Genomic DNA, 18,648 nt, shown 5'->3' with positions numbered 1-18,648 from the left:
CATCTGTAAACAAAATCCCAGTGAGCTTTACTCTCATACCAACGGCCCGATGACCTGACTCGGTTTTGGGATTCGCTGCCTGTCGAAACTCTGCCTCAATGGCGGCGTGAGCAGAGGAGGCAGGAATGGGTCGTGCGGTAGAGGTTGCGCGCCGGGATTTGACGGCGCGGGAATCGCGCCGAAAGGCCGGGCTTTGTGGACCGTTCGGCATCAACATGGTCGAGGGTATCGAATTGCCGCTGGCCTGCGCGGCAACGTGCAATGTCTTGATCGGCGTGCAGCGGATGGGGGTGCAGGCGGCGGTGACGGGCGATGTCGAGTTGCTGAAACAGGCCATGCTTCACGATCCGCTGACCGGCGCGATCTGCACCCCGGACGAAATTTGGCAAATGACCGACGAAATGCTCGTCGCTCAGTCACAATGGCTTCCGCAATATGCTGACGCGATTCCGGCGGCGCGGGAACGTCTGGCAAGGAACGGCATCCGCAAAGGCGGCTGGCAGGGCGCTGCGCGCCGGACGGTCCGCAGCGTCGAGGAATAGCGCGGCAACCGCAGCGGTCCCGAGATCAACGGCGGGCACGGGTTGGGAACGCAGGTCATGGGCTAAGCGGGCATCAGCAAGGCAGATGGGCAGCGCAATCCTGTGCATCTGCCCTGCCGCAGTTCCCGCCTTTCGGTTCTTGGACGTTCAGCCCGGCGTGGCGGGATCGATCATGGCCAGAAGGCGGGTCTCGTCCCTGACCCCGGCGAGGGACAAGCGGTGCAGAAGCGCGGTTTCCTCATCGCCCGGCCAAAGCCTGCCGCGCAGAAGGGCGACGCTGCCCGTCGTCACGTCTGTTGGCGCATGCCCTTGCCCCGGCGTGACAAGCTGCGTGCCGGTGCCGCGATAGCTGCACAGCAATCGCGCGCTTGTATTATTGTCGATACGAAAACTGCGGCAGGCATCCGGGCTGACCACATCAAGGCGCAATTGCAGCAGTGGTGCCTCAATGATCCCGGCCAGGATGACAGCCAGCGCGGCGATGTCGCTGGCCAGCATGTCGCGATCAGGCCCGTTGGGTGTGCCAGCCAGGTCGCAGGCGGCGTGAACGCTGGGCTCGACCGCCCCGACCCTGACCAGCGTGCGCAGGCGGGGCAGTTGATCAGGTGACAGCGCATTGATCCAGTCCGTGAATGCGGGCAGCGGATTGCGCTGCCAGATCGTTGCGGCAATCCCCGCCCCGGAGATGCTGCGCAGGACCGAAGGCTCGCGCGATTGCAGGATCGCCTGCATCTTCATCCGGGCGGGGAAAGCCATGACATTCACGCGCTGACGATCTTTCCGGGCAAAGAGTTGGTCAGCATCGTGTCCTGCGGCTGATAATGGATGACCGAGCGGATCGCCTTGCCCGCGTTCAGCAGGTCAAAGGCGGTATTGATCTGCCCATGGGTCATATTGTGGGTGATATAGGGATCGATGCTGAATTCACCATTCAGCCATTCATCCACCATCCCCGGCAATTGCGAACGTCCGCGCACGCCCCCGAAGGCCGAGCCGCGCCAGACCCGCCCGGTGACAAGCTGGAAGGGCCGCGTCGCGATTTCCTCGCCCGCGCCGGCCACGCCGATCACCGTGCATTCGCCCCAGCCCTTGTGACAACTTTCCAGCGCCGCGCGCATGACATTCACATTGCCGATGCATTCAAAGGAATAGTCCACCCCGCCGCCGGTCATGTCGATGATGATCTGTTCGATCGGCTGGCTGAAATCCTTGGGGTTGATGCATTCATCGGCGCCAAGGCTGCGGGCCAGCGTGAATTTCTCGGGGTTGGTGTCGATGCCGATGATTTTCGAGGCTCCGATCATCTTCGCGCCCTGAATCACCGCCATGCCCACCGCGCCAAGGCCAAAGACAGCGACGGTCGATCCCGGCTGCACCTTGGCGGTATTGCGCACGGCGCCGATGCCGGTGGGAACCGCGCAGCCCATGACGCAAGCCTTGGACAAGGGTGCTTCCTTCGAGATTTTGGCAATCGAGATTTCCGGCAGGACCGTATATTCCGAAAAGCTGCTGATCCCCATATAGTGATGCAACATCTTGCCCTTGTAGGAAAACCGCGACGTGCCGTCGGGCATCACGCCCGCCCCTTGGGTTTCCCGGATCGTCTGGCACAGATTGGTCTTGCCCGACTTGATATAGGGGCAATTCGGATCCTCGGGGATGTAAAGCGGAATGACATGATCGCCGGGGCGTACCGAGGTCACGCCGCGCCCGATCTCTTCGACCACGCCACAGCCCTCATGGCCCAGGATCACCGGAAACAGCCCTTCGGGATCCTTGCCCGACAGCGTGAAAACATCCGTATGACACAGGCTGGTCGTAACGATGCGGATCAGAACCTCGCCATCCTTGGGGCCATCCAGATCAACCTCTTCGATCTCCAGCGGACGGTTCGGTTCCCAGGCGATTGCGGCGCGGGTTTTCATGGCGGTCTCCTCTGGAATGTGATGTTATCACATAACGAATATCCCGAAATCACATGCCCCGCAACGCGAAACCGCTTTGCCACGCCCATCAGTATTGCCGGCAATGTCCCGTTGCCGAAAGGCGCAAGGGCAGGTTCAATTATCCCGCTTGCGCTGAAGGGTTTCTTCCGGGGGCACCACATTGACCGGCCAACCGCCATTGCCGGAATTTTTTGCCGACGATCCATCCAGCAGGCAAAGCCAAGCGGGGCCATGCTCAGGCTGTGCGGAAATCGGCGCCTGAAACCTTGGCAGCGGCGATCAGCCCGTTGACGAAATCGCGTGCGGCGCGGGCCCAGGCGGCCTTTTCCATCGCGGCCGCGATCTTTGGGCGGACCGTCTCGAACGGCAGCGGCGCGCCATCGGCGCGCCCGTCCAGCCGGATCACATGCCAGCCGTGGCGCGTCAGCACCGGGTCGGCCGTCACCTCGCCTTCCGAAAGGCTTGCCAGCGCCGTCTCGAATTCGGGAACCGTGTCGCCCGGCCCGATCTGGCCCAGAGTCCCCCCCGTCGCTTTCGAGCCGCAATCGCTGTGTGCGGCGGCAAGCCGGGAAAAGCCCCGCGGATCCGCCAGGGCGCGTCCGGCAAGGTCCAGCGCCCGCATGCGGGCGGCCGCCGTTTCGGCCTTGTCGCGTGGATCGCAGGCGATCAGGATATGCGAAACCTCCCATAAAGGCGGCGCGCGAAACCGCGCGGGATCGCGCGCCCATTCGGCGCGGACCGCATCCTCGGACGGGGCCTCGACCTCTATCGCCGCTTCAAGAAGGGTACGGATCAGGGCTTCGTCCCCGGTCTCGAACCGGCCGGGGCCAAGCTCTGCCGGTTCCGGGCGAAACCCGCGCCGACGCGCCTCTTGCAGCAGCAGCGTCCGCAGCGCCAGCGCGTTGGCAGCCTTGCGCCAGGCGATACCGGGCTTGCCTTTGGGCGCAGCATGGTTCTGCGCCTCGGCGGCGATGGCGGCGCGCGGAACGGTTTCTCCGTTCACCACCAGTTCGGGGAAAAGCGCGGTCTGCATCCCGTCACTCGGCCGGATGGCGGGGGGCCGGGCGGCGCGTGCGCACGATCTGATAGCCGCTTCGCCCCAGAATATAACGGAACGGAGCCGCAAAACCCGAGAGAATATGTACCAGTCTGGTAAAGGGAAAGACGAGGAAGATCGTCAGCCCCAGCACGATGTGCAGCTTGTAGATCAGTGGTACGTCGGCGATATGCGCGGCAGTGCCGGATTCGAAGATAAAGATCCCCTGCGCCCATTCCATGAACTTGATTACCTCGCCATGCTCGGCTGTGACGATGGAATAGGGCACGCTGATCAGGCCAAGCGAAAGCTGGGCGATCAGCATCAGAAGAATCGCGATGTCCCAGCGGCTGGAGGTCGCGCGCACGCGCTGATCGGTCAGCCGCCGATGCGCCAGCATCACCCCTCCGATGATCGCGGCGACCCCGGCAATTCCACCGGCAATCGCGGCCAGAAGTTGCTTGGCCTGGGCGTTGATCCCGAAGGCCTCATAGATCTGATGTGGCACCAGAAGGCCGAAGAGATGGCCGAAAAAGATGAAAAGCACGCCGACATGGAACAGGGTAGAGCCGATCCGAAGCTGTCTGCGACGCAAAAGCTGGCTTGACGAGGATTTCCAGGTGAAAGAGTCCCGCTCGTATCGTGCGACAGAGCCGATCACAAGCACCGCAAGCGCGATATAGGGATAGATGCCAAAGAAGAAATTGTTCATGTCCGCCTCCGTCAAACGGTTGCCACGCCGGGCGCGCGGCCGGGGGGTAGATCCATCTGTGCCAGCATCTCGCGCGCCTGCGGGCAACCGGCATTCGGGTCGGGGCCGAAGCGGACTTCGCTTTCTGCCCAGACCTCGTCCAGCGCCTCCAGATCCTCGGGATCGGACTCGGGCGTTTCCAGCAGCCCGGCCACGGCTTCGCGGTCGGCCTTTGCGCCGGAAAGCTGCAACAGCGCGGCGAATACCGGGGCATAGGAACTGTCGCGCCGTGTCAGCCTTGTGCGCAGCGCCTCAAGAATATGCGCCGCGTCGGCCAGAATCTGTTGTGCCTCGGGTGCGGGGCGCAGCGACAGGAACTCCAGCAGCACCGGCAGATGGTCCGGCAGCTCGGCGGTGGCGGGTTCGAACCCACCGGCGCGATAGGTCTCGACCAGCGAGACCATCGCACCGCCCCTGTCCCGGCTTTCACCATGGACATGTTCGAAAAGATTAAGCGAAAGCGTGCGCGAGCGGTCGAAAAGTACCACATAACGCTCTTCCAGATCGTAGATGTCATTTGCGCGCATTTCTTCCAGCAGCGGGCGCAGATCGCGCCGCGCCTGCGCGGTCAGTCGCCGGTCGGCACCGATGACGCCGGCGATCTCGGCCATGGCGTCTTGCAGCTCTTGCGTCGGATAGCTGAGGATCAGCGACAGGGCTTTCAGCGTCCGGTCCATCATATCGCCTCCGTCGGCATTTTCAGCGGCTTTTTCGCGCCGCCAAAAAGCGATCCGCCCGACGCACCCGTCGAGCAGCCATTGGTGTCGGTAAAGCCGCAGCCGCCGCGAATGTCATAGGCGGCCTCGACCTGTTCGCGATGCGTGGTCGGGATCACGAAACGGTCCTCGTAATCGGCAAGGGCCATGATTCTGTACATTTCTTCGATCACCCTGCCGGACATGCCGACCCGCGCGGCGATACCCTCGTCGATGACGCCATCCACGGTCCTGGCACGCATATAGGCGCGCATCGCCAGCATCCGTTCCAGCGCATGCGCCACCGGGGCCTCGTCGCCTGCTGTCAGCATATTGGCGAGATAGCGCAGCGGAATGCGCAGGTTGCGCACGTCGGGCATGGCCCCGTCCATGCCGATCGCGCCCGCCTCGGCCGCGTTCTGGATCGGGCTGAGCGGCGGAATGTACCAGACCATGGGCAGCGTCCGGTATTCGGGGTGAAGCGGAAAGGCGACCTTCCAGTCCATCGCCATCTTCCAGACCGGGCTTTCCTGTGCTGCCCTGATCCAGTCCTCGGGTACGCCATCGGCACGGGCGGTTTCCTGGACAACCGGGTCATTCGGGTCAAGAAAGACGCCAAGCTGGGCTTCGTAAAGATCTGTCTTGTCGGCCGCGTTCGCCGCCGTCTCGATCATGTCGGCATCGTAAAGCATCACGCCGATATAGCGGATGCGCCCGACACAGGTTTCCGAGCAGACCGTGGGATTTCCGCTTTCGATCCGGGGATAGCATAGCGTGCATTTCTCGGATTTGCCGGTTGACCAGTTGTAATAGACCTTTTTATACGGGCAGCCCGAGACGCACATCCGCCAGCCGCGGCATTTTTCCTGATCAATCAGGACGATGCCATCCTCTTCGCGCTTGTAGATCGCGCCCGAGGGGCAAGAGGCGGCGCAGGCCGGGTTCAGGCAATGTTCGCAAAGCCGGGGCAGATACATCATGAAGGTGTTCTCGTATTCCCCATAGATTTGCTTTTCGACACCTTCAAAATTGTAATCAGCCGAGCGGCGGGAAAATTCACCGCCGAGTATCTCGTCCCAGTTCGGGCCCTTTTCGATCTTTTCGATCCGCTCGCCCGTGATCTTCGACCGTGGCCGCGCGGTCGGAAAAGCCTCCATCTCGGGGGCTGATTTCAGGTGATCATAGTCGAAATCGAAGGGTTCGTAGTAATCGTCGATCTCGGGCAGGTCGGGATTGGCAAAGATATTCGCGAGGATCCGCCATTTCGAGCCCTGTTTCGGTTGCAGCTTGCCCGAACGGGTCCGTTCCCAGCCGCCATTCCAGCGGGCCTGATTTTCCCAGTCGGTAGGATAGCCCGTGCCGGGCTTTGTCTCAACATTGTTGAACCAGGCGTATTCGACACCATCGCGGCTGGTCCAGACATTCTTGCATGTGACCGAACAGGTATGACAGCCGATGCACTTGTCCAGATTCAGCACCATGCCAATTTGCGCACGTACTCTCATTCTGCTGCCTCCTTCGGGGTTGCGGCGGGGCGGTCAAGCCAATCGACCTTCCTCATCTTCCTGACCACGACAAACTCGTCCCGGTTCGATCCCACGGTGCCGTAATAGTTGAAACCGTAGGATTGCTGGGCATAGCCGCCGATCATGTGGGTGGGTTTCAGCACCACACGGGTGACAGAGTTGTGGATGCCGCCGCGATTGCCGGTTTTTTCCGAACCCGGCGTGTTCACGATCTTTTCCTGTGCGTGATACATGAAGGTCGTGCCGTCCTTTATCCGCTGCGAAACGACCGCCCGCGCCGTCAGCGCGCCATTGGCGTTGTAAAGCTCGACCCAGTCGTTATCGACGATCCCCGCCGTTCTGGCGTCATTCTCAGAGATCCAGATCACCGGGCCGCCGCGATTGAGGGTCAGCATCAGCAGGTTGTCGGTATATGTCGAATGAATGCCCCATTTCTGATGCGGGGTGATGAAGTTCAGCACCACATGCGGATGCCCGTCGCGGGCGTCGTCATTGATCTCGGCGGTGATGGTCTTCATGTCCACAGGCGGACGATAGGACATGAAGCCCTCGCCGAAGGCCAGCATCCACAGATGGTCCTGATAAAGCTGCTGGCGTCCTGTCAGCGTCCGCCAGGGGATCAGTTGATGCACATTGGTGTAGCCGGCGTTATAGCAGACATGCTCTGACTCCAGCCCTGACCAGGTCGGAGAAGAAATGATCTTGCGCGGTTGCGCGGCAATGTCGCGAAAGCGGATTTTTTCGTCCTCCTTGGGCAGGGCAAGGTGGGCGTGGTCGCGACCGGTGGCTTTCGACAGCGCCTCCCAGGCCTTTACCGCGACCTCGCCATTGGTCTCGGGGGCCAGCATCAGCACGACTTCGGTTGCGTCGATATCGGTGACGATCTTCGGGCAGCCCTTGGCCGGGCCGTCCTCCCAGACACCGTTAAGCTCTCGCAGGTGCTGAACCTCGGTCTCGGTGTTCCAGCCGATGCCCTTGCCGCCATTGCCAAGCTTGTCCATCAGCGGACCAAGGGCGCAGAACCGGTCGCCGATGGCGGTATAGTCCCGTTCGACCTCGATGAAATTCGGCGCGGTCTTGCCGGGGATCAGTTCGCATTCGCCCTTCTTCCAGTCCCTGACCTGATCCTGCGCGATTTCGGCGGGGGTGTCGTGCAGGATCGGCAGCGCGACGATGTCGGTCTCGCGGCCAAGGATCTCGGGCGCGACATCTTGCAGCTTTTGTGCGATCGCCTTGAAGATCTCCCAGTCAGAGCGGCTTTCATAGGCCGGATCCACCGCCGCCTGCAACGGATGGATGAACGGGTGCATGTCGGATGTGTTGAGATCGTTCTTCTCGTACCAGCTTGCGGTTGGCAGGACGATATCGGAATAAACCGCCGTGGTACTCATCCGAAAGTCGATGCAGACCAGAAGGTCAAGCTTGCCGCGCGGTGCCTCGTCGCGCCATTTCGCCTCTTTGGGACGGGCGCGGCCCGCCTCGGCGATATCCTTGCCCATCACGCCATGGTCGGTCCCAAGAAGGTGCTTGAGGAAATATTCGTGCCCCTTGCCCGACGAGCCAAGCAGGTTCGAGCGCCAGACGAAAAGATTGCGCGGCCAGTTCTCGGGCGCGTCCGGATCCTCGCAGGACATCTCAAGCCGGCCCGATTTCAGTTCTCCGGCGACATATTCCGCAACGGGCATGCCGGCGGCCTTTGCCGCCTTCGCCACGTCCAGCGGATTGGTCCTGAGTTGAGGCGCAGAGGGCAGCCAGCCCATCCGCTCGGCGCGGATGTTGTAATCGATCATCGAGACGTCCCAGTCGCCCTCGGGTGCGGTCGGCGACAGGATCTCGCCTGCGGTCAGCGTCTCATAGCGCCACTGGTCGGCATGGGCGTACCAGGCGCTGGTCGAATTCATGTGCCGGGGCGGGCGGCCCCAATCCAGCGCGAAGGCCAGCGGCAGCCAGCCGGTCTGCGGGCGCAGTTTTTCCTGCCCCACATAATGCGCCCAACCGCCGCCCGACTGGCCAACACAACCGCACATCACCAGCATGTTGATGACGCCGCGATAGTTCATGTCCATGTGATACCAGTGGTTCATCGCCGCGCCGATGATGATCATCGAACGACCGCTGGTCTTTTCGGCGTTCTGGGCAAATTCGCGGGCGACATGGATGATCTTGTCGGCGGCGACGCCGGTGATACTGGCGGCCCAGGCGGGGGTGCCGGGCATGTCCTCGTCATAGGATTTCGCCACCCAATCCCCGCCAAGGCCGCGGTCAAGCCCGTAATTGGCGCAGTACAGGTCAAAGACGGTGGCGACACGCACCGCGCCGTCGCGTGTGGCGACGCGCTTTACCGGCACGTTCCGGGTCAGGATGTTCGGCCTCCGGTCGCCGGTGGCAAAGGCTTCCGAGGCGTCGGCACCGAAATAGGGGAAATCGACCCCCGCAACCTCGTCATGGTCGTCATCGAGGATCAGCGACATCTGCAACCGCGTCTTGGCTCCGGCGGCCATTTCCTCAAGGTTCCACTCGCCCTGTTCGCCCCAGCGATAGCCGATGGAACCGTTCGGCGCGACAAGTGAACCGGTCGCCTCGTCGATGGCGACAGTCTTCCAGGCAGGGTTGTTCTCTTCGCCCAACTTGCCGTCAAGGTCGTCGGCCCGCAGGAACCGGCCCGGAACCAGCCTTCCGTTTTTTTCCTCCAGCTTCACCAGCATCGGAAAGTCGGAATAGCGGCGGCAGTAATCCTTGAAATAATCGACCTGCCGGTCCAGATGAAATTCGCGCAGGATGACATGGCCAAAGGCCATGGCCAGCGCCGCGTCAGTGCCCTGCTTGGCGTTCAGCCAGACATCGCCAAACTTTGCCGCCTCAGAGTAATCCGGGCAGATCACCGCCGACTTGGCACCGCGATAGCGGGCCTCGGTGTAGAAATGCGCATCCGGCGTACGCGTCTGCGGCACGTTAGAGCCCCACAGCAGCAGGTAGCCGGCATTGTACCAGTCGGCGCTTTCGGGCACGTCAGTCTGTTCGCCCCAGGTCATCGGCGAGGCTGGCGGCAGGTCGCAATACCAGTCATAAAAGGACATGCAGACCCCGCCCAGCAGGCTTAGATAGCGCGAGCCCGCCGCGTAGGAAATCATCGACATGGCCGGGATCGGCGAAAAACCAAAGACCCGATCCGGCCCCCAGGTCTTGGCGGTATAGGCGTTGGCGGCGGCGGTGATCTCGGTCGCTTCGTCCCATGTCGCGCGCACAAAGCCACCCTTGCCGCGCGTCTTTACATAGGATCCGCGCAGGACCGGGTCGTTCTGGATATGGGTCCAGGCCGCGACCGGGCTCATCGTTTCGCGAAGCTTGCGCCAGATCTTCATCAGTCGCCCGCGCACCAGCGGGTTCTTCACGCGGTTCGCGCTGTATAGGTACCAGCTATAGGACGCCCCCCGCGCGCAACCGCGCGGCTCGTGGTTCGGCAGGTCCGGCCGCGTGCGCGGATAGTCGGTCTGCTGCGTCTCCCATGTGACGATCCCGGATTTTACATAAATCTTCCACGAGCATGACCCGGTACAGTTCACCCCATGGGTCGATCGCACGATCTTGTCGTGCCGCCAGCGGTTCCGATAGGTCTCTTCCCAGTCGCGGTTTTCGCGCGTGACCTGACCATGGCCATTGGCAAAAGTCTCTTTGTCCTTTGACTGTAAAAAGTTCAGTCTGTCCAAGATCTGGCTCATCTGGCTGTCCTTTGCGTTTTGGGCCCAAGGCGGCGACCGGTGCCGCCGTGGGCGAATGTCGGATCACCAGCCCGCCGTCACTGCGCGGGTTGGGCAAGTGCGGCATCACGGCCACGCTCAAGATCGAAAAGCAGTCCGCCGGGGCGCGCATAAACGACCCAGGTGATCACCAGACAAAGCACATAGAAGGCAAGAAAAGCCCACAGCGCCCCGACCGGCCCGCCGGTCATCGCGATCGAGGTGCCATAGGCTTTGGGGATGAAAAAGGCGCCATAGGCCGCAATCGCCGAGGTAAAGGCGATGATCGCCGCGCTTTCGCGTTCCCCCTGCCGCCGTCGCGCGTCGGGGTCAAGCTCGGGCATCAGCCGTGCCACCTCTTTGCCCATGATCGCCGGGATCATCTGGAAGGTAGAGGCGTTGCCCACCCCGGTCAGGAAAAAAAGCGCCATGAAACAGGCGAAGAACCCTGCAAAGCTGCCTGCGCCAAGCGCGACAATCACCCCGAATACCGAAAGGATCATCCCCGCAAAAACCCAAAGCGTCACCCGCCCGCCGCCATATTTGTCCGAAACCCAGCCCGTCCCCGCGCGCGACAACGCCCCGACCAGTGGCCCAAGGAACACGAACTGAAGCGCGTTCACATCGGGAAAGGCGATCCGGGTCAGCAGCGGGAACCCCGCCGAATAGCCGATAAAGCTGCCGAAGGTGCCGGTATAGAGGATGCACATCAGCCAGTTCTGCCGACGACTGAAGATGATCGCCTGTTCGCGAAAGCTGGCGCGCGCGTCGGCGATGTCGTTCATGCCAAGCCAGGCCGCGATGGTCGCGATCAGGATGAAGGGCACCCAGACGAAGCCTGCGTTCTGCATCCAAAGCTGGCCGCCATCGCTCAGCGTCTGCGGTCCCCCTGCCATGGCCCCAAAGACACCGGCAGTGATCACCAGCGGCACCAGAAACTGCATCACCGATACGCCAAGATTGCCCAGCCCGGCGTTCAGCGCCAGCGCATTGCCCTTTTCCGCCTTCGGGAAGAAGAAGGCGATGTTGGCCATCGACGAGGCGAAATTGCCGCCGCCAAAGCCGCAAAGAAGCGCCAGCGCCAGAAAGATCAGATAGGGCGTGTCAGGGCTGCGCACCGCATAGCCGATCCCCATCGCCGGGATCAGCAGCGAAGCCGTCGAAAGCGCCGTCCAAAGCCGTCCGCCAAAGATCGGTACCATGAAGCTGTAAAAAATCCGCAACGTCGCCCCCGAAAGCCCCGGAAGCGCCGCCAGCCAGAAAAGCTGCCCGGTGGTAAAGTCGAAACCGATCGCGGGCAGCCGCGCCACCACCATCGACCAGACCATCCAGACCGAAAAGGCCAGCAAAAGCGCCGGGATCGATATCCAGAGATTGCGCTGCGCAATGTGTCGCCCCTTCTCTTTCCAGAAAACGGGATCCTCGGGGCGCCATTCCTCCAGCACGCGCGGCATCGCCGTCTTTTCGGGATCGTGGATTGCCTGCATCTCGGGCAGTTCCGGCAGCTTGTCCAGCGCAGTGCCATGCGCGGCCCGCTCCATCGCCCGGATCGACATATGCATCCAGACAAACGCGACCCCCACAAGCAGGAACAGCAGTACAAAGCACGAGGTATAGATACCGGTCAGATCAAGCAGCGCGCCAAAGCAGATCGGCAAGGCAAAGCCGCCAAGGCCGCCAATCATACCCACAAGGCCACCAACCGCGCCGACATGCTGCGGGTAATAGACCGGGATATGCTTGAACACTGCCGCCTTGCCGAGGCTCATGAAAAAGCCCAGCACGAAAAGCATCAGCACAAAGGGCCAGAAATCGGTCTCTGTCTCGAAGGTGACGGGGCCATTCACGGTCTGGACCGTGTAGATCGTCGGCGGATAGGACAGCATGAACAGCAGCACGATGCTGAAACCGAAAGTCCAGTAAAGCACCTTTCGCGCGCCGAACCGGTCCGACAGATGGCCCCCATAGGCGCGAAAGACGCTGGCCGAAAGGCTGAAGGTCGCCGCCGCCATGCCCGCCATCTCGACATCGACGTGATAGACGTCGATCAGATAGTGAGGCAACCAAAGCGCCAATGCGACGAAGGCGCCGAAAACAAAGAAATAATACAGCGAAAACCGCCAGACCTGCAGGTTCTTCAACGGCGCGAACTGCTCTGCCATCGACGGAGCCTGAACGCCGCGCTTGCGCCGGTCCACCAGTTCCGGGTCATCCTTGGCGAAAATGTAGAAAACCACACCCATGACCGCCAGCCCGATCGCCCAGACATAGGCAACGCCCTGCCAGCCTGCGGCGACCATGACAAAGGGCGCAATGAACTTGGTCACCGCCGCGCCGACATTGCCTGCACCGAAAATGCCAAGCGCGGTACCCTGATGACCCGCATCATACCAGCGCGACACATAGGCGACGCCGATAATGAAAGACCCGCCCGCAAGCCCGATACCCAATGCGGCAAGCAGATACATCGGATAACTGTCTGCCAGCGTCAGCGCCCAGGTCGCCAGCGCGGTCAGCAGCATCTGTGCCGAAAAGACCACCCGCCCGCCATATCGCTCGGTCCAGACGCCAAGGAAAAGCCGCGTGACCGAGCCGGTAAGGATCGGCGTCGCCACCAGCAGCCCGAACTGGAACTCGCTCAACCCCAGCTCGGCCTTGATCGCGACCCCGATGATCGAGAAGATCGTCCAGACCGCAAAACAGGCGGTGAAGGCGACCGTGCTTAACCCAAGCGCGCGGTTCTGATCCCCATGAGAGGCGGTGACTGTTGTCGGCATTGCGGGCCCCTGGCAATAATGGCTCATCCGATCCCCGCAGCGGGGACCAGCACCAGCGCTAGTGCGCGCGCGGGGCGGATGTCTTGATTTTGGTCATCAAAACGGGAAAATAATTTTGAAATAAGTGGCTTGCACAAATTCATCATGCCAATACCACATAAGAATCAAAGGATCAGGCTTTCCATACCCGATCATGTCTTGATATTTATTAATTAATGTTATGGCTATTATCAAATCAATCTGAAAGGCGTTTCAGCCATGCCCGAGTCGGAATACCCGGACATTCGCAAGCTTCATCTGTTCGCCGACATGGCCAGGGAACAGTTCGACGTGCTCATGCGCGGTGCCTATGTGCAGAACTTCCCGCCTCGGGTCGAACTGACGACCGAGGGCGAGCCAAGCGATTTCCTGCATGTGCTGCTGTCAGGCTCGGTCGATCTTTTCGCCGGATGGAACGGACGCGAGACCAGTCTGGCCACGGTCCGTCCGATCAGCACTTTCATCCTCGCCGCATCGATCCGGGACGCGTGCTATCTGATGTCCGCCCGAACGCAGGAGAAAAGCCGCATCGTCCTGATCCCAAGCCAGAACGTGCGCGCCGTCTTTGACACCGACGGCAATTTCGCCCGCGCCATGGTCTGCGAGCTTGCGCGCTGTTATCGCACGGTGATCCGGGCGCAGAAGGATCTGAAATTGCGGACCTCGCTGGAAAGGCTGGCAAATCATCTTTTGCGCCTCCAGACGCGCACCGGAGGCAAGGCGCGCTTCAGGCTCGATTCCGAGAAACGCCGCCTCGCTTCTCTCCTCGGGATGACGCCCGAAAACCTGAGCCGCGCCTTCCGTAGCCTCCGGCCCTATGGGGTCACGGTCGAGGGCAACCAGATCTCGATCGCCGACAGGGACGACCTGAAACGCTTCGCCAAACCCGATCCGCTGATCGACGATTACGATCTCTGAGCGGCTGGTGCCGGGCCTGCCCCGCTGCCCGTGCATCCGCCGCACGACGCAGAGCTGGCCCTCGGAACAGTGCCGCCCCCGGCTGCCCAGCCAAGTAACCAGCCCGCCAGCCAGCGCAATCCCGGCGCAGTCCCCTTGCATCTGACTGGGTTGCCAATTTGGGCCAATTAGCGGTGTATCCGCTGCGGTGACGTTGTTCAGCCCGGCAAAGCTGGCAGCCGTCAACACGGCGCGGCGGGCATGGCTTTTACGCTGTAGTTAGTGCGAGAGACGAGGCTAAAGGCACCCTGCACGACACTGGGGCTGCCTCAGGCTTCTGGCCCGGCTGGGGTTTGAGAATCGCAAGCCCAAAGGCCTTCCAAACGTTGCATCTGCCGAACAGCAAGCCGCGTTCATCGCTATAGCCAAACCACATGATCACTTTGAACGCGTCGGGCCGCGCGCGACGCGCGTCCTGGGCCGGGCGGCAGCGACGGGCGGGGCAGTCGTGGCACGAACCGGTTCTGCAGGGTCACACCGCCATGTCGTCGCGGTGGATGATCGCGGCGCGGCCCGGATAGCCCAGCAGCGCCTCGATCCTGGCCGAGTGGTGGCCGGCGATCCGGCGGGCCTCCTCGGCGGTATAGCGCGTCAGGCCGGTCGCCAGCGTCTCGCCCGCCGGGCCAAGGATCGCTACGGGATCGCCGCGTCCGAAATCACCCTCGATCCGGCGCAACCCGGCGGGCAGCAGGGATTTGCCGTGCCGCAATGCGTCGGCGGCACCCTGATCGACGATCAGCCGGCCCTTGGGCTTCATCGCCGCGATCCAGCGTTTGCGGGCTGCCTGCGGATCGCCCTCGGGCAAGAACCAGCTACAGCGCGCGCCATGCGCCACCGCCGACAAGGGGCGGATGACCATGCCCTCGGCAATGGCCATGGCGCAGCCTCCGGCGATGGCGGTGCGTGCGGCCATCAGCTTGGTCTTCATGCCGCCCTTTGACAGGCCCGAGACCGGATCGCCGCCCATCGCCTCGATCTCGGGCGTCAGATGCGCGATCACGGGCAGGTGACGGGCATCCGGGTCGGTTTTGGGGTTCGCGGTATAAAGGCCATCGACATCGGACAGCAGCAGCAACTGATCCGCCCCGCAGGTCACGGCGATCTGTGCGGCCAGACGGTCATTGTCGCCAAAGCGGATCTCGTCGGTGGCCACGGTGTCGTTCTCGTTCACGATGGGCACCACGCCCAGACCCAGCAGGGTCTGCATCGTCGCCCGGCTGTTCAGATAGCGGCGCCGGTCGGCGCTGTCTTCCAGCGTCAGCAGGATCTGCGCGGTGGTCACGCCATGCGGGGCCAGCGCCTCCTCATAGGCGCGCGCCAGCCGGATCTGGCCGACCGCCGCCGCCGCCTGCGCCTGTTCCAGCGGCAAGGCCCCATCCGGCAGGCTCAGCACCCGCCGCCCCAGAGCGATAGAGCCGGACGAGACCAGTACCACATCCGCCCCCCGCTGCCGCCACTTGGCCACATCGTCGCACAGCCCCCGCAGCCAGTCGGCACGCAGCCCCTGCGGCCCGACCAGCAGGGCCGAGCCGACCTTGACCACAAGACGGCGGGCATTGGTCAGGTTCAGGGCTGCCATGGCATGCCCGCCCTGTCATCGGCGGGCGCGCGGGTCGGTTCGATCCTGGCCCACAGCGCGCGCAGAACATCGGTCACACCCTGCCGCGCAACGCCCGACATCAGATGCACCGGCCCGCCGATTTCCGCCTGCAAAGCGGCGCGGCGTCCTGCGATGGTGTCATCGTCCAGCGCGTCAACCTTGTTCAGTGCAGTGATGCGGGGCTTGTCCATCAGCACCGGCGAATAGGCGGCAAGCTCGGTCAGCACGGTACGCGCATCGCCCGCCACATCGTCCGAGGTGCCATCGACCAGATGCAGCAACACCGCGCAGCGTTCGATATGGCCCAGAAAACGGTCGCCAATGCCCCGGCCCTCGCTGGCGCCCTCGATCAGGCCGGGAATATCGGCGATCACAAATTCGCGCCCGTCAACGCCGACCACGCCCAGATTGGGATGCAGCGTCGTGAAGGGGTAATCGGCAATCTTGGGGCGGGCATTCGACACGGCGGCCAGAAAGGTCGATTTGCCGGCATTGGGCAGGCCCACCAGCCCGGCATCGGCGATCAGCTTCAGGCGCAGCCAGATGGTGCGCTCGACCCCCGGCTGGCCGGGATTGGCGTTGCGCGGCGCGCGGTTGGTCGAGGTTTTGAAATGCAGGTTCCCCCAGCCGCCATTGCCGCCCCGCGCCAGCAGCACACGCTGGCCGGTTTCGGTCAGATCGGCGATCACCGTCTCTTCGTCCTCATCCAGAATCTCGGTGCCAACCGGCACCCTCAGCACGATATCGGTGCCCGATTTGCCGGTCATCTGGCTGCCCATGCCATGCTGGCCGGATTTGGCGAAGAAATGCTGCTGATAGCGGAAATCAATCAGCGTGTTCAGCCCGTCCACGGCCTCGGCCCAGACATCGCCACCCTTGCCGCCATCGCCGCCATCGGGGCCGCCATATTCGATGAATTTCTCACGCCGGAACGACACGCATCCCGCGCCCCCCCCGCCCGAGCGGATATAGACCTTGGCCAGATCAAGAAATTTCATCACATGGCTCCTTTCCCGCCCGCGATACGCGCATGCGGGGCGGCGCGCAATAGCCGGCGCGGGCTGGCAATACCCGCCGCGCGCCCTATCTTAAGCACAAAGGAGCCCCGCAATGATCCGCTTTGACAACAGCTATGCCCGCCTGCCGGGCGAATTTTTCGCCCATGTCGCGCCAAGCCCGGTGCGCGCACCACGGCTGCTGGCGCTGAACAAGGCGCTGGCTGGCCGGATGGGGCTGGACAGCGATTGGCTGGCCGGGCCCGACGGTCAGGCGATGCTGGCCGGAAACGCCACGCCGCCGGGCGCCTGCCCCATCGCACAGGCCTATGCCGGGCATCAGTTCGGCGGCTTTGTGCCCCAGCTGGGCGATGGCCGCGCGGTGCTGCTGGGCGAGGTCATCGCCCCCGAGGGCACCCGCTTCGACCTGCAACTGAAAGGCAGCGGGCCGACACCCTTTTCGCGCCGGGGCGACGGGCGGGCCTGGCTTGGGCCGGTGCTGCGCGAATATCTGGTCAGCGAATTCATGGCCGCGATGGGCGTGCCCACCACCCGCGCGCTGGCCGCCATGGCCACAGGCGAAACCGTCTGGCGCGAGGCGGGCGGGCTGCCCGGCGCGGTGCTGACCCGCGTGGCCTCCAACCATATCCGCGTGGGCAGCTTTCAGTTCTTCGCGGTGCGCGACCGGCCCGAAGCCGTGCAAATGCTGGTCGATCACACCATCGACCGCCATTATCCGCAGGCCGATGGCGCGCTGTCGCTTCTGGATCACGTGGTTGCAGCCCAGGCCGAAACCATCGCCGCATGGATGTCGCTTGGCTTTATCCATGGCGTCATGAATACCGACAATATGGCCATCTCGGGCGAGACCATCGACTATGGCCCCTGCGCCTTCATGGACGCCTATCACCCCGATACGGTGTTTTCCTCGATCGACCGGGGCGGCCGCTATGCCTGGGCGCAGCAACCCCGGATCGCGGTCTGGAACCTGGCGCAACTGGCCACCTGCCTTGTGCCGCTGATGGATGATCAGGGCGGCACGCAGGACAAAACCATCGAGGCCGCCACCGCCGCCGTCCACCGCTTTGGCCCGCTTTACAAGGCCGCATGGCTGGCCCGCTTTGGCGCCAAGCTGGGCCTGCCCGGCGATGAGGCCAACCTGCCCCTGATTGAGGGCCTGCTGACCCTCATGGCGCAACAAAAGGCCGATTTTACCCGCGTCTTCGCCGGGCTGTCCGACGGCAATGCGCGGGACGAATTCACCGATCCCGCAGGTTTTGACGCCTGGGCGCAAAGCTGGCAGGCCCGGCAGCCCGACCCCGCGCTGATGGCCCGCACCAACCCGCGCCGCATTCCGCGCAATCACCGCATCGAACAGGCCATCGCCGCTGCCGTGGCCAATGACCTGCGCCCCTTCCAGCACCTGTTGCAGGCCACCACCCAGCCCTTCGAGGACCGCTCCGACTGGGACGATCTGGCCACCGCCCCGCGCCCCGAGGAAATCGTCCGCCACACCTTTTGCGGAACCTGATCCCCCGCCCGGAACAAGGGCGAAGCCCGCCGGGCAGGCGCCTGCCCTCCCCCTTGCCCTGCCCTCTGCCGCTGCTATCCTCGTGCAAAAACAGGGGACCGGGATGCTGCGCCTTGCCAGCTATAATCTGCATAAATGCCGCGGCATGATCGGCCCGCATGCGCCTGAACGCAATCTGGCCGTCATCGCCGCGCTGAAGCCCGATATCATCGCCCTGCAAGAGGTGGATTTCCGCTTCGGCGCCCGCCCCGAGGCCCTGCCCCGCGCGCTGATCGAACGCGAAACCGGGCTGGTGCCGGCCGATCTTGTCACCACCGGGGATCGCTCGTTGGGCTGGCATGGGCAAACCATCCTGATGCGCCCCGATCTGGCCGCGCAGGCCAGCATCCGCCGCCTGCCCCTGCCCGGCCTTGAGCCACGCGGCGCCGTGGCCCTGCGCCTGCCCCAGCTGACGGTGATCGCCATGCATCTGGGGCTGGTGCGATCTTCGCGGCGGGCGCAATTGACGCGGATTGC

At 63.1% G+C, this 18,648-nt stretch carries 14 protein-coding genes; 4 read left to right on the top strand and 10 right to left on the bottom strand.

What is annotated here, in order from left to right:
- The first annotated feature begins 125 nt into the window (after positions 1 to 125).
- The gene (locus ACK5L9_RS18995; protein WP_416913023.1) at positions 126 to 542 is read left to right on the top strand and encodes a hypothetical protein; all 417 of its coding nucleotides are present in this window, start codon (positions 126 to 128) and stop codon (positions 540 to 542) included.
- A gap of 147 nt (positions 543 to 689) precedes the next feature.
- On the opposite strand, the gene ACK5L9_RS18990 is transcribed toward ACK5L9_RS18995, so the two are convergent.
- From ACK5L9_RS18990 to ACK5L9_RS18955, 8 genes are all read right to left on the bottom strand, one after another.
- Positions 690 to 1,298 (bottom strand): DUF1826 domain-containing protein, encoded by a 609-nt coding sequence (locus tag ACK5L9_RS18990; protein WP_416913022.1) that lies wholly within the window; start codon positions 1,296 to 1,298, stop codon positions 690 to 692.
- A 5-nt stretch (positions 1,299 to 1,303) separates the two neighbouring features.
- The gene (locus ACK5L9_RS18985; protein ID WP_416913021.1) at positions 1,304 to 2,467 is read right to left on the bottom strand and encodes an S-(hydroxymethyl)glutathione dehydrogenase/class III alcohol dehydrogenase; all 1,164 of its coding nucleotides are present in this window, start codon (positions 2,465 to 2,467) and stop codon (positions 1,304 to 1,306) included.
- Positions 2,468 to 2,723: 256 nt separating this feature from the next.
- Complete coding sequence (locus tag ACK5L9_RS18980) at positions 2,724 to 3,521, bottom strand: peptidylprolyl isomerase (protein WP_416913020.1); 798 nt, start codon at positions 3,519 to 3,521, stop codon at positions 2,724 to 2,726.
- 4 nt (positions 3,522 to 3,525) lie between these two features.
- Positions 3,526 to 4,236, bottom strand: a complete 711-nt coding sequence (gene narI / locus ACK5L9_RS18975) for a respiratory nitrate reductase subunit gamma (RefSeq protein WP_416913019.1) — start codon at positions 4,234 to 4,236, stop codon at positions 3,526 to 3,528.
- Positions 4,237 to 4,247: 11 nt separating this feature from the next.
- Positions 4,248 to 4,952, bottom strand: coding sequence for a nitrate reductase molybdenum cofactor assembly chaperone (gene narJ, locus ACK5L9_RS18970; RefSeq protein WP_416913037.1), 705 nt, complete (start codon positions 4,950 to 4,952; stop codon positions 4,248 to 4,250).
- Positions 4,952 to 6,475 carry a nitrate reductase subunit beta gene (gene narH, locus ACK5L9_RS18965; RefSeq protein ID WP_416913018.1) on the bottom strand — a complete coding sequence of 508 codons (1,524 nt, stop codon included), beginning with the start codon at positions 6,473 to 6,475 and terminating at the stop codon, positions 4,952 to 4,954. The genes narJ and narH overlap by 1 nt, the downstream gene beginning before the upstream one ends.
- Positions 6,472 to 10,215, bottom strand: coding sequence for a nitrate reductase subunit alpha (locus tag ACK5L9_RS18960; protein WP_416913017.1), 3,744 nt, complete (start codon positions 10,213 to 10,215; stop codon positions 6,472 to 6,474). Before ACK5L9_RS18960 ends, narH begins: the two co-directional genes overlap by 4 nt.
- Positions 10,216 to 10,292: 77 nt before the next feature.
- Positions 10,293 to 13,010 (bottom strand): nitrate/nitrite transporter, encoded by a 2,718-nt coding sequence (locus ACK5L9_RS18955; RefSeq protein ID WP_416913016.1) that lies wholly within the window; start codon positions 13,008 to 13,010, stop codon positions 10,293 to 10,295.
- A gap of 258 nt (positions 13,011 to 13,268) precedes the next feature.
- Between ACK5L9_RS18955 and ACK5L9_RS18950 the strand changes: the two genes are divergently transcribed.
- Entirely contained in the window at positions 13,269 to 13,967 is a 699-nt protein-coding gene (locus ACK5L9_RS18950) for a helix-turn-helix domain-containing protein (protein WP_416913015.1), read from the top strand.
- Between the two features lie 511 nt (positions 13,968 to 14,478).
- Here the strand turns inward: ACK5L9_RS18950 and proB are convergent.
- Together proB and obgE are read right to left on the bottom strand one after the other, a co-directional pair.
- Entirely contained in the window at positions 14,479 to 15,585 is a 1,107-nt protein-coding gene (gene proB / locus ACK5L9_RS18945; protein WP_416913014.1) for a glutamate 5-kinase, read from the bottom strand.
- On the bottom strand, positions 15,573 to 16,604 hold the full coding sequence (gene obgE / locus ACK5L9_RS18940; protein ID WP_416913013.1) for a GTPase ObgE: 1,032 nt from the start codon (positions 16,602 to 16,604) through the stop codon (positions 15,573 to 15,575). Before obgE ends, proB begins: the two co-directional genes overlap by 13 nt.
- A gap of 112 nt (positions 16,605 to 16,716) precedes the next feature.
- On the opposite strand from obgE, the gene ACK5L9_RS18935 reads away from it, so the two are divergent.
- On the top strand, positions 16,717 to 18,132 hold the full coding sequence (locus ACK5L9_RS18935) for a protein adenylyltransferase SelO (RefSeq protein ID WP_416913012.1): 1,416 nt from the start codon (positions 16,717 to 16,719) through the stop codon (positions 18,130 to 18,132).
- Between the two features lie 103 nt (positions 18,133 to 18,235).
- Positions 18,236 to 18,648 (top strand): endonuclease/exonuclease/phosphatase family protein (locus ACK5L9_RS18930; protein ID WP_416913011.1); only part of this gene is annotated, 413 nt, incomplete at its 3' end.

Origin of the sequence: Paracoccus sp. (in: a-proteobacteria), from assembly GCF_047973135.1 — a bacterium.
GTDB lineage: Bacteria > Pseudomonadota > Alphaproteobacteria > Rhodobacterales > Rhodobacteraceae > Paracoccus.
The sequence above is the reverse complement of the archived record's forward strand: the minus strand, read 5'-3'. Positions and strand labels throughout refer to the sequence as shown.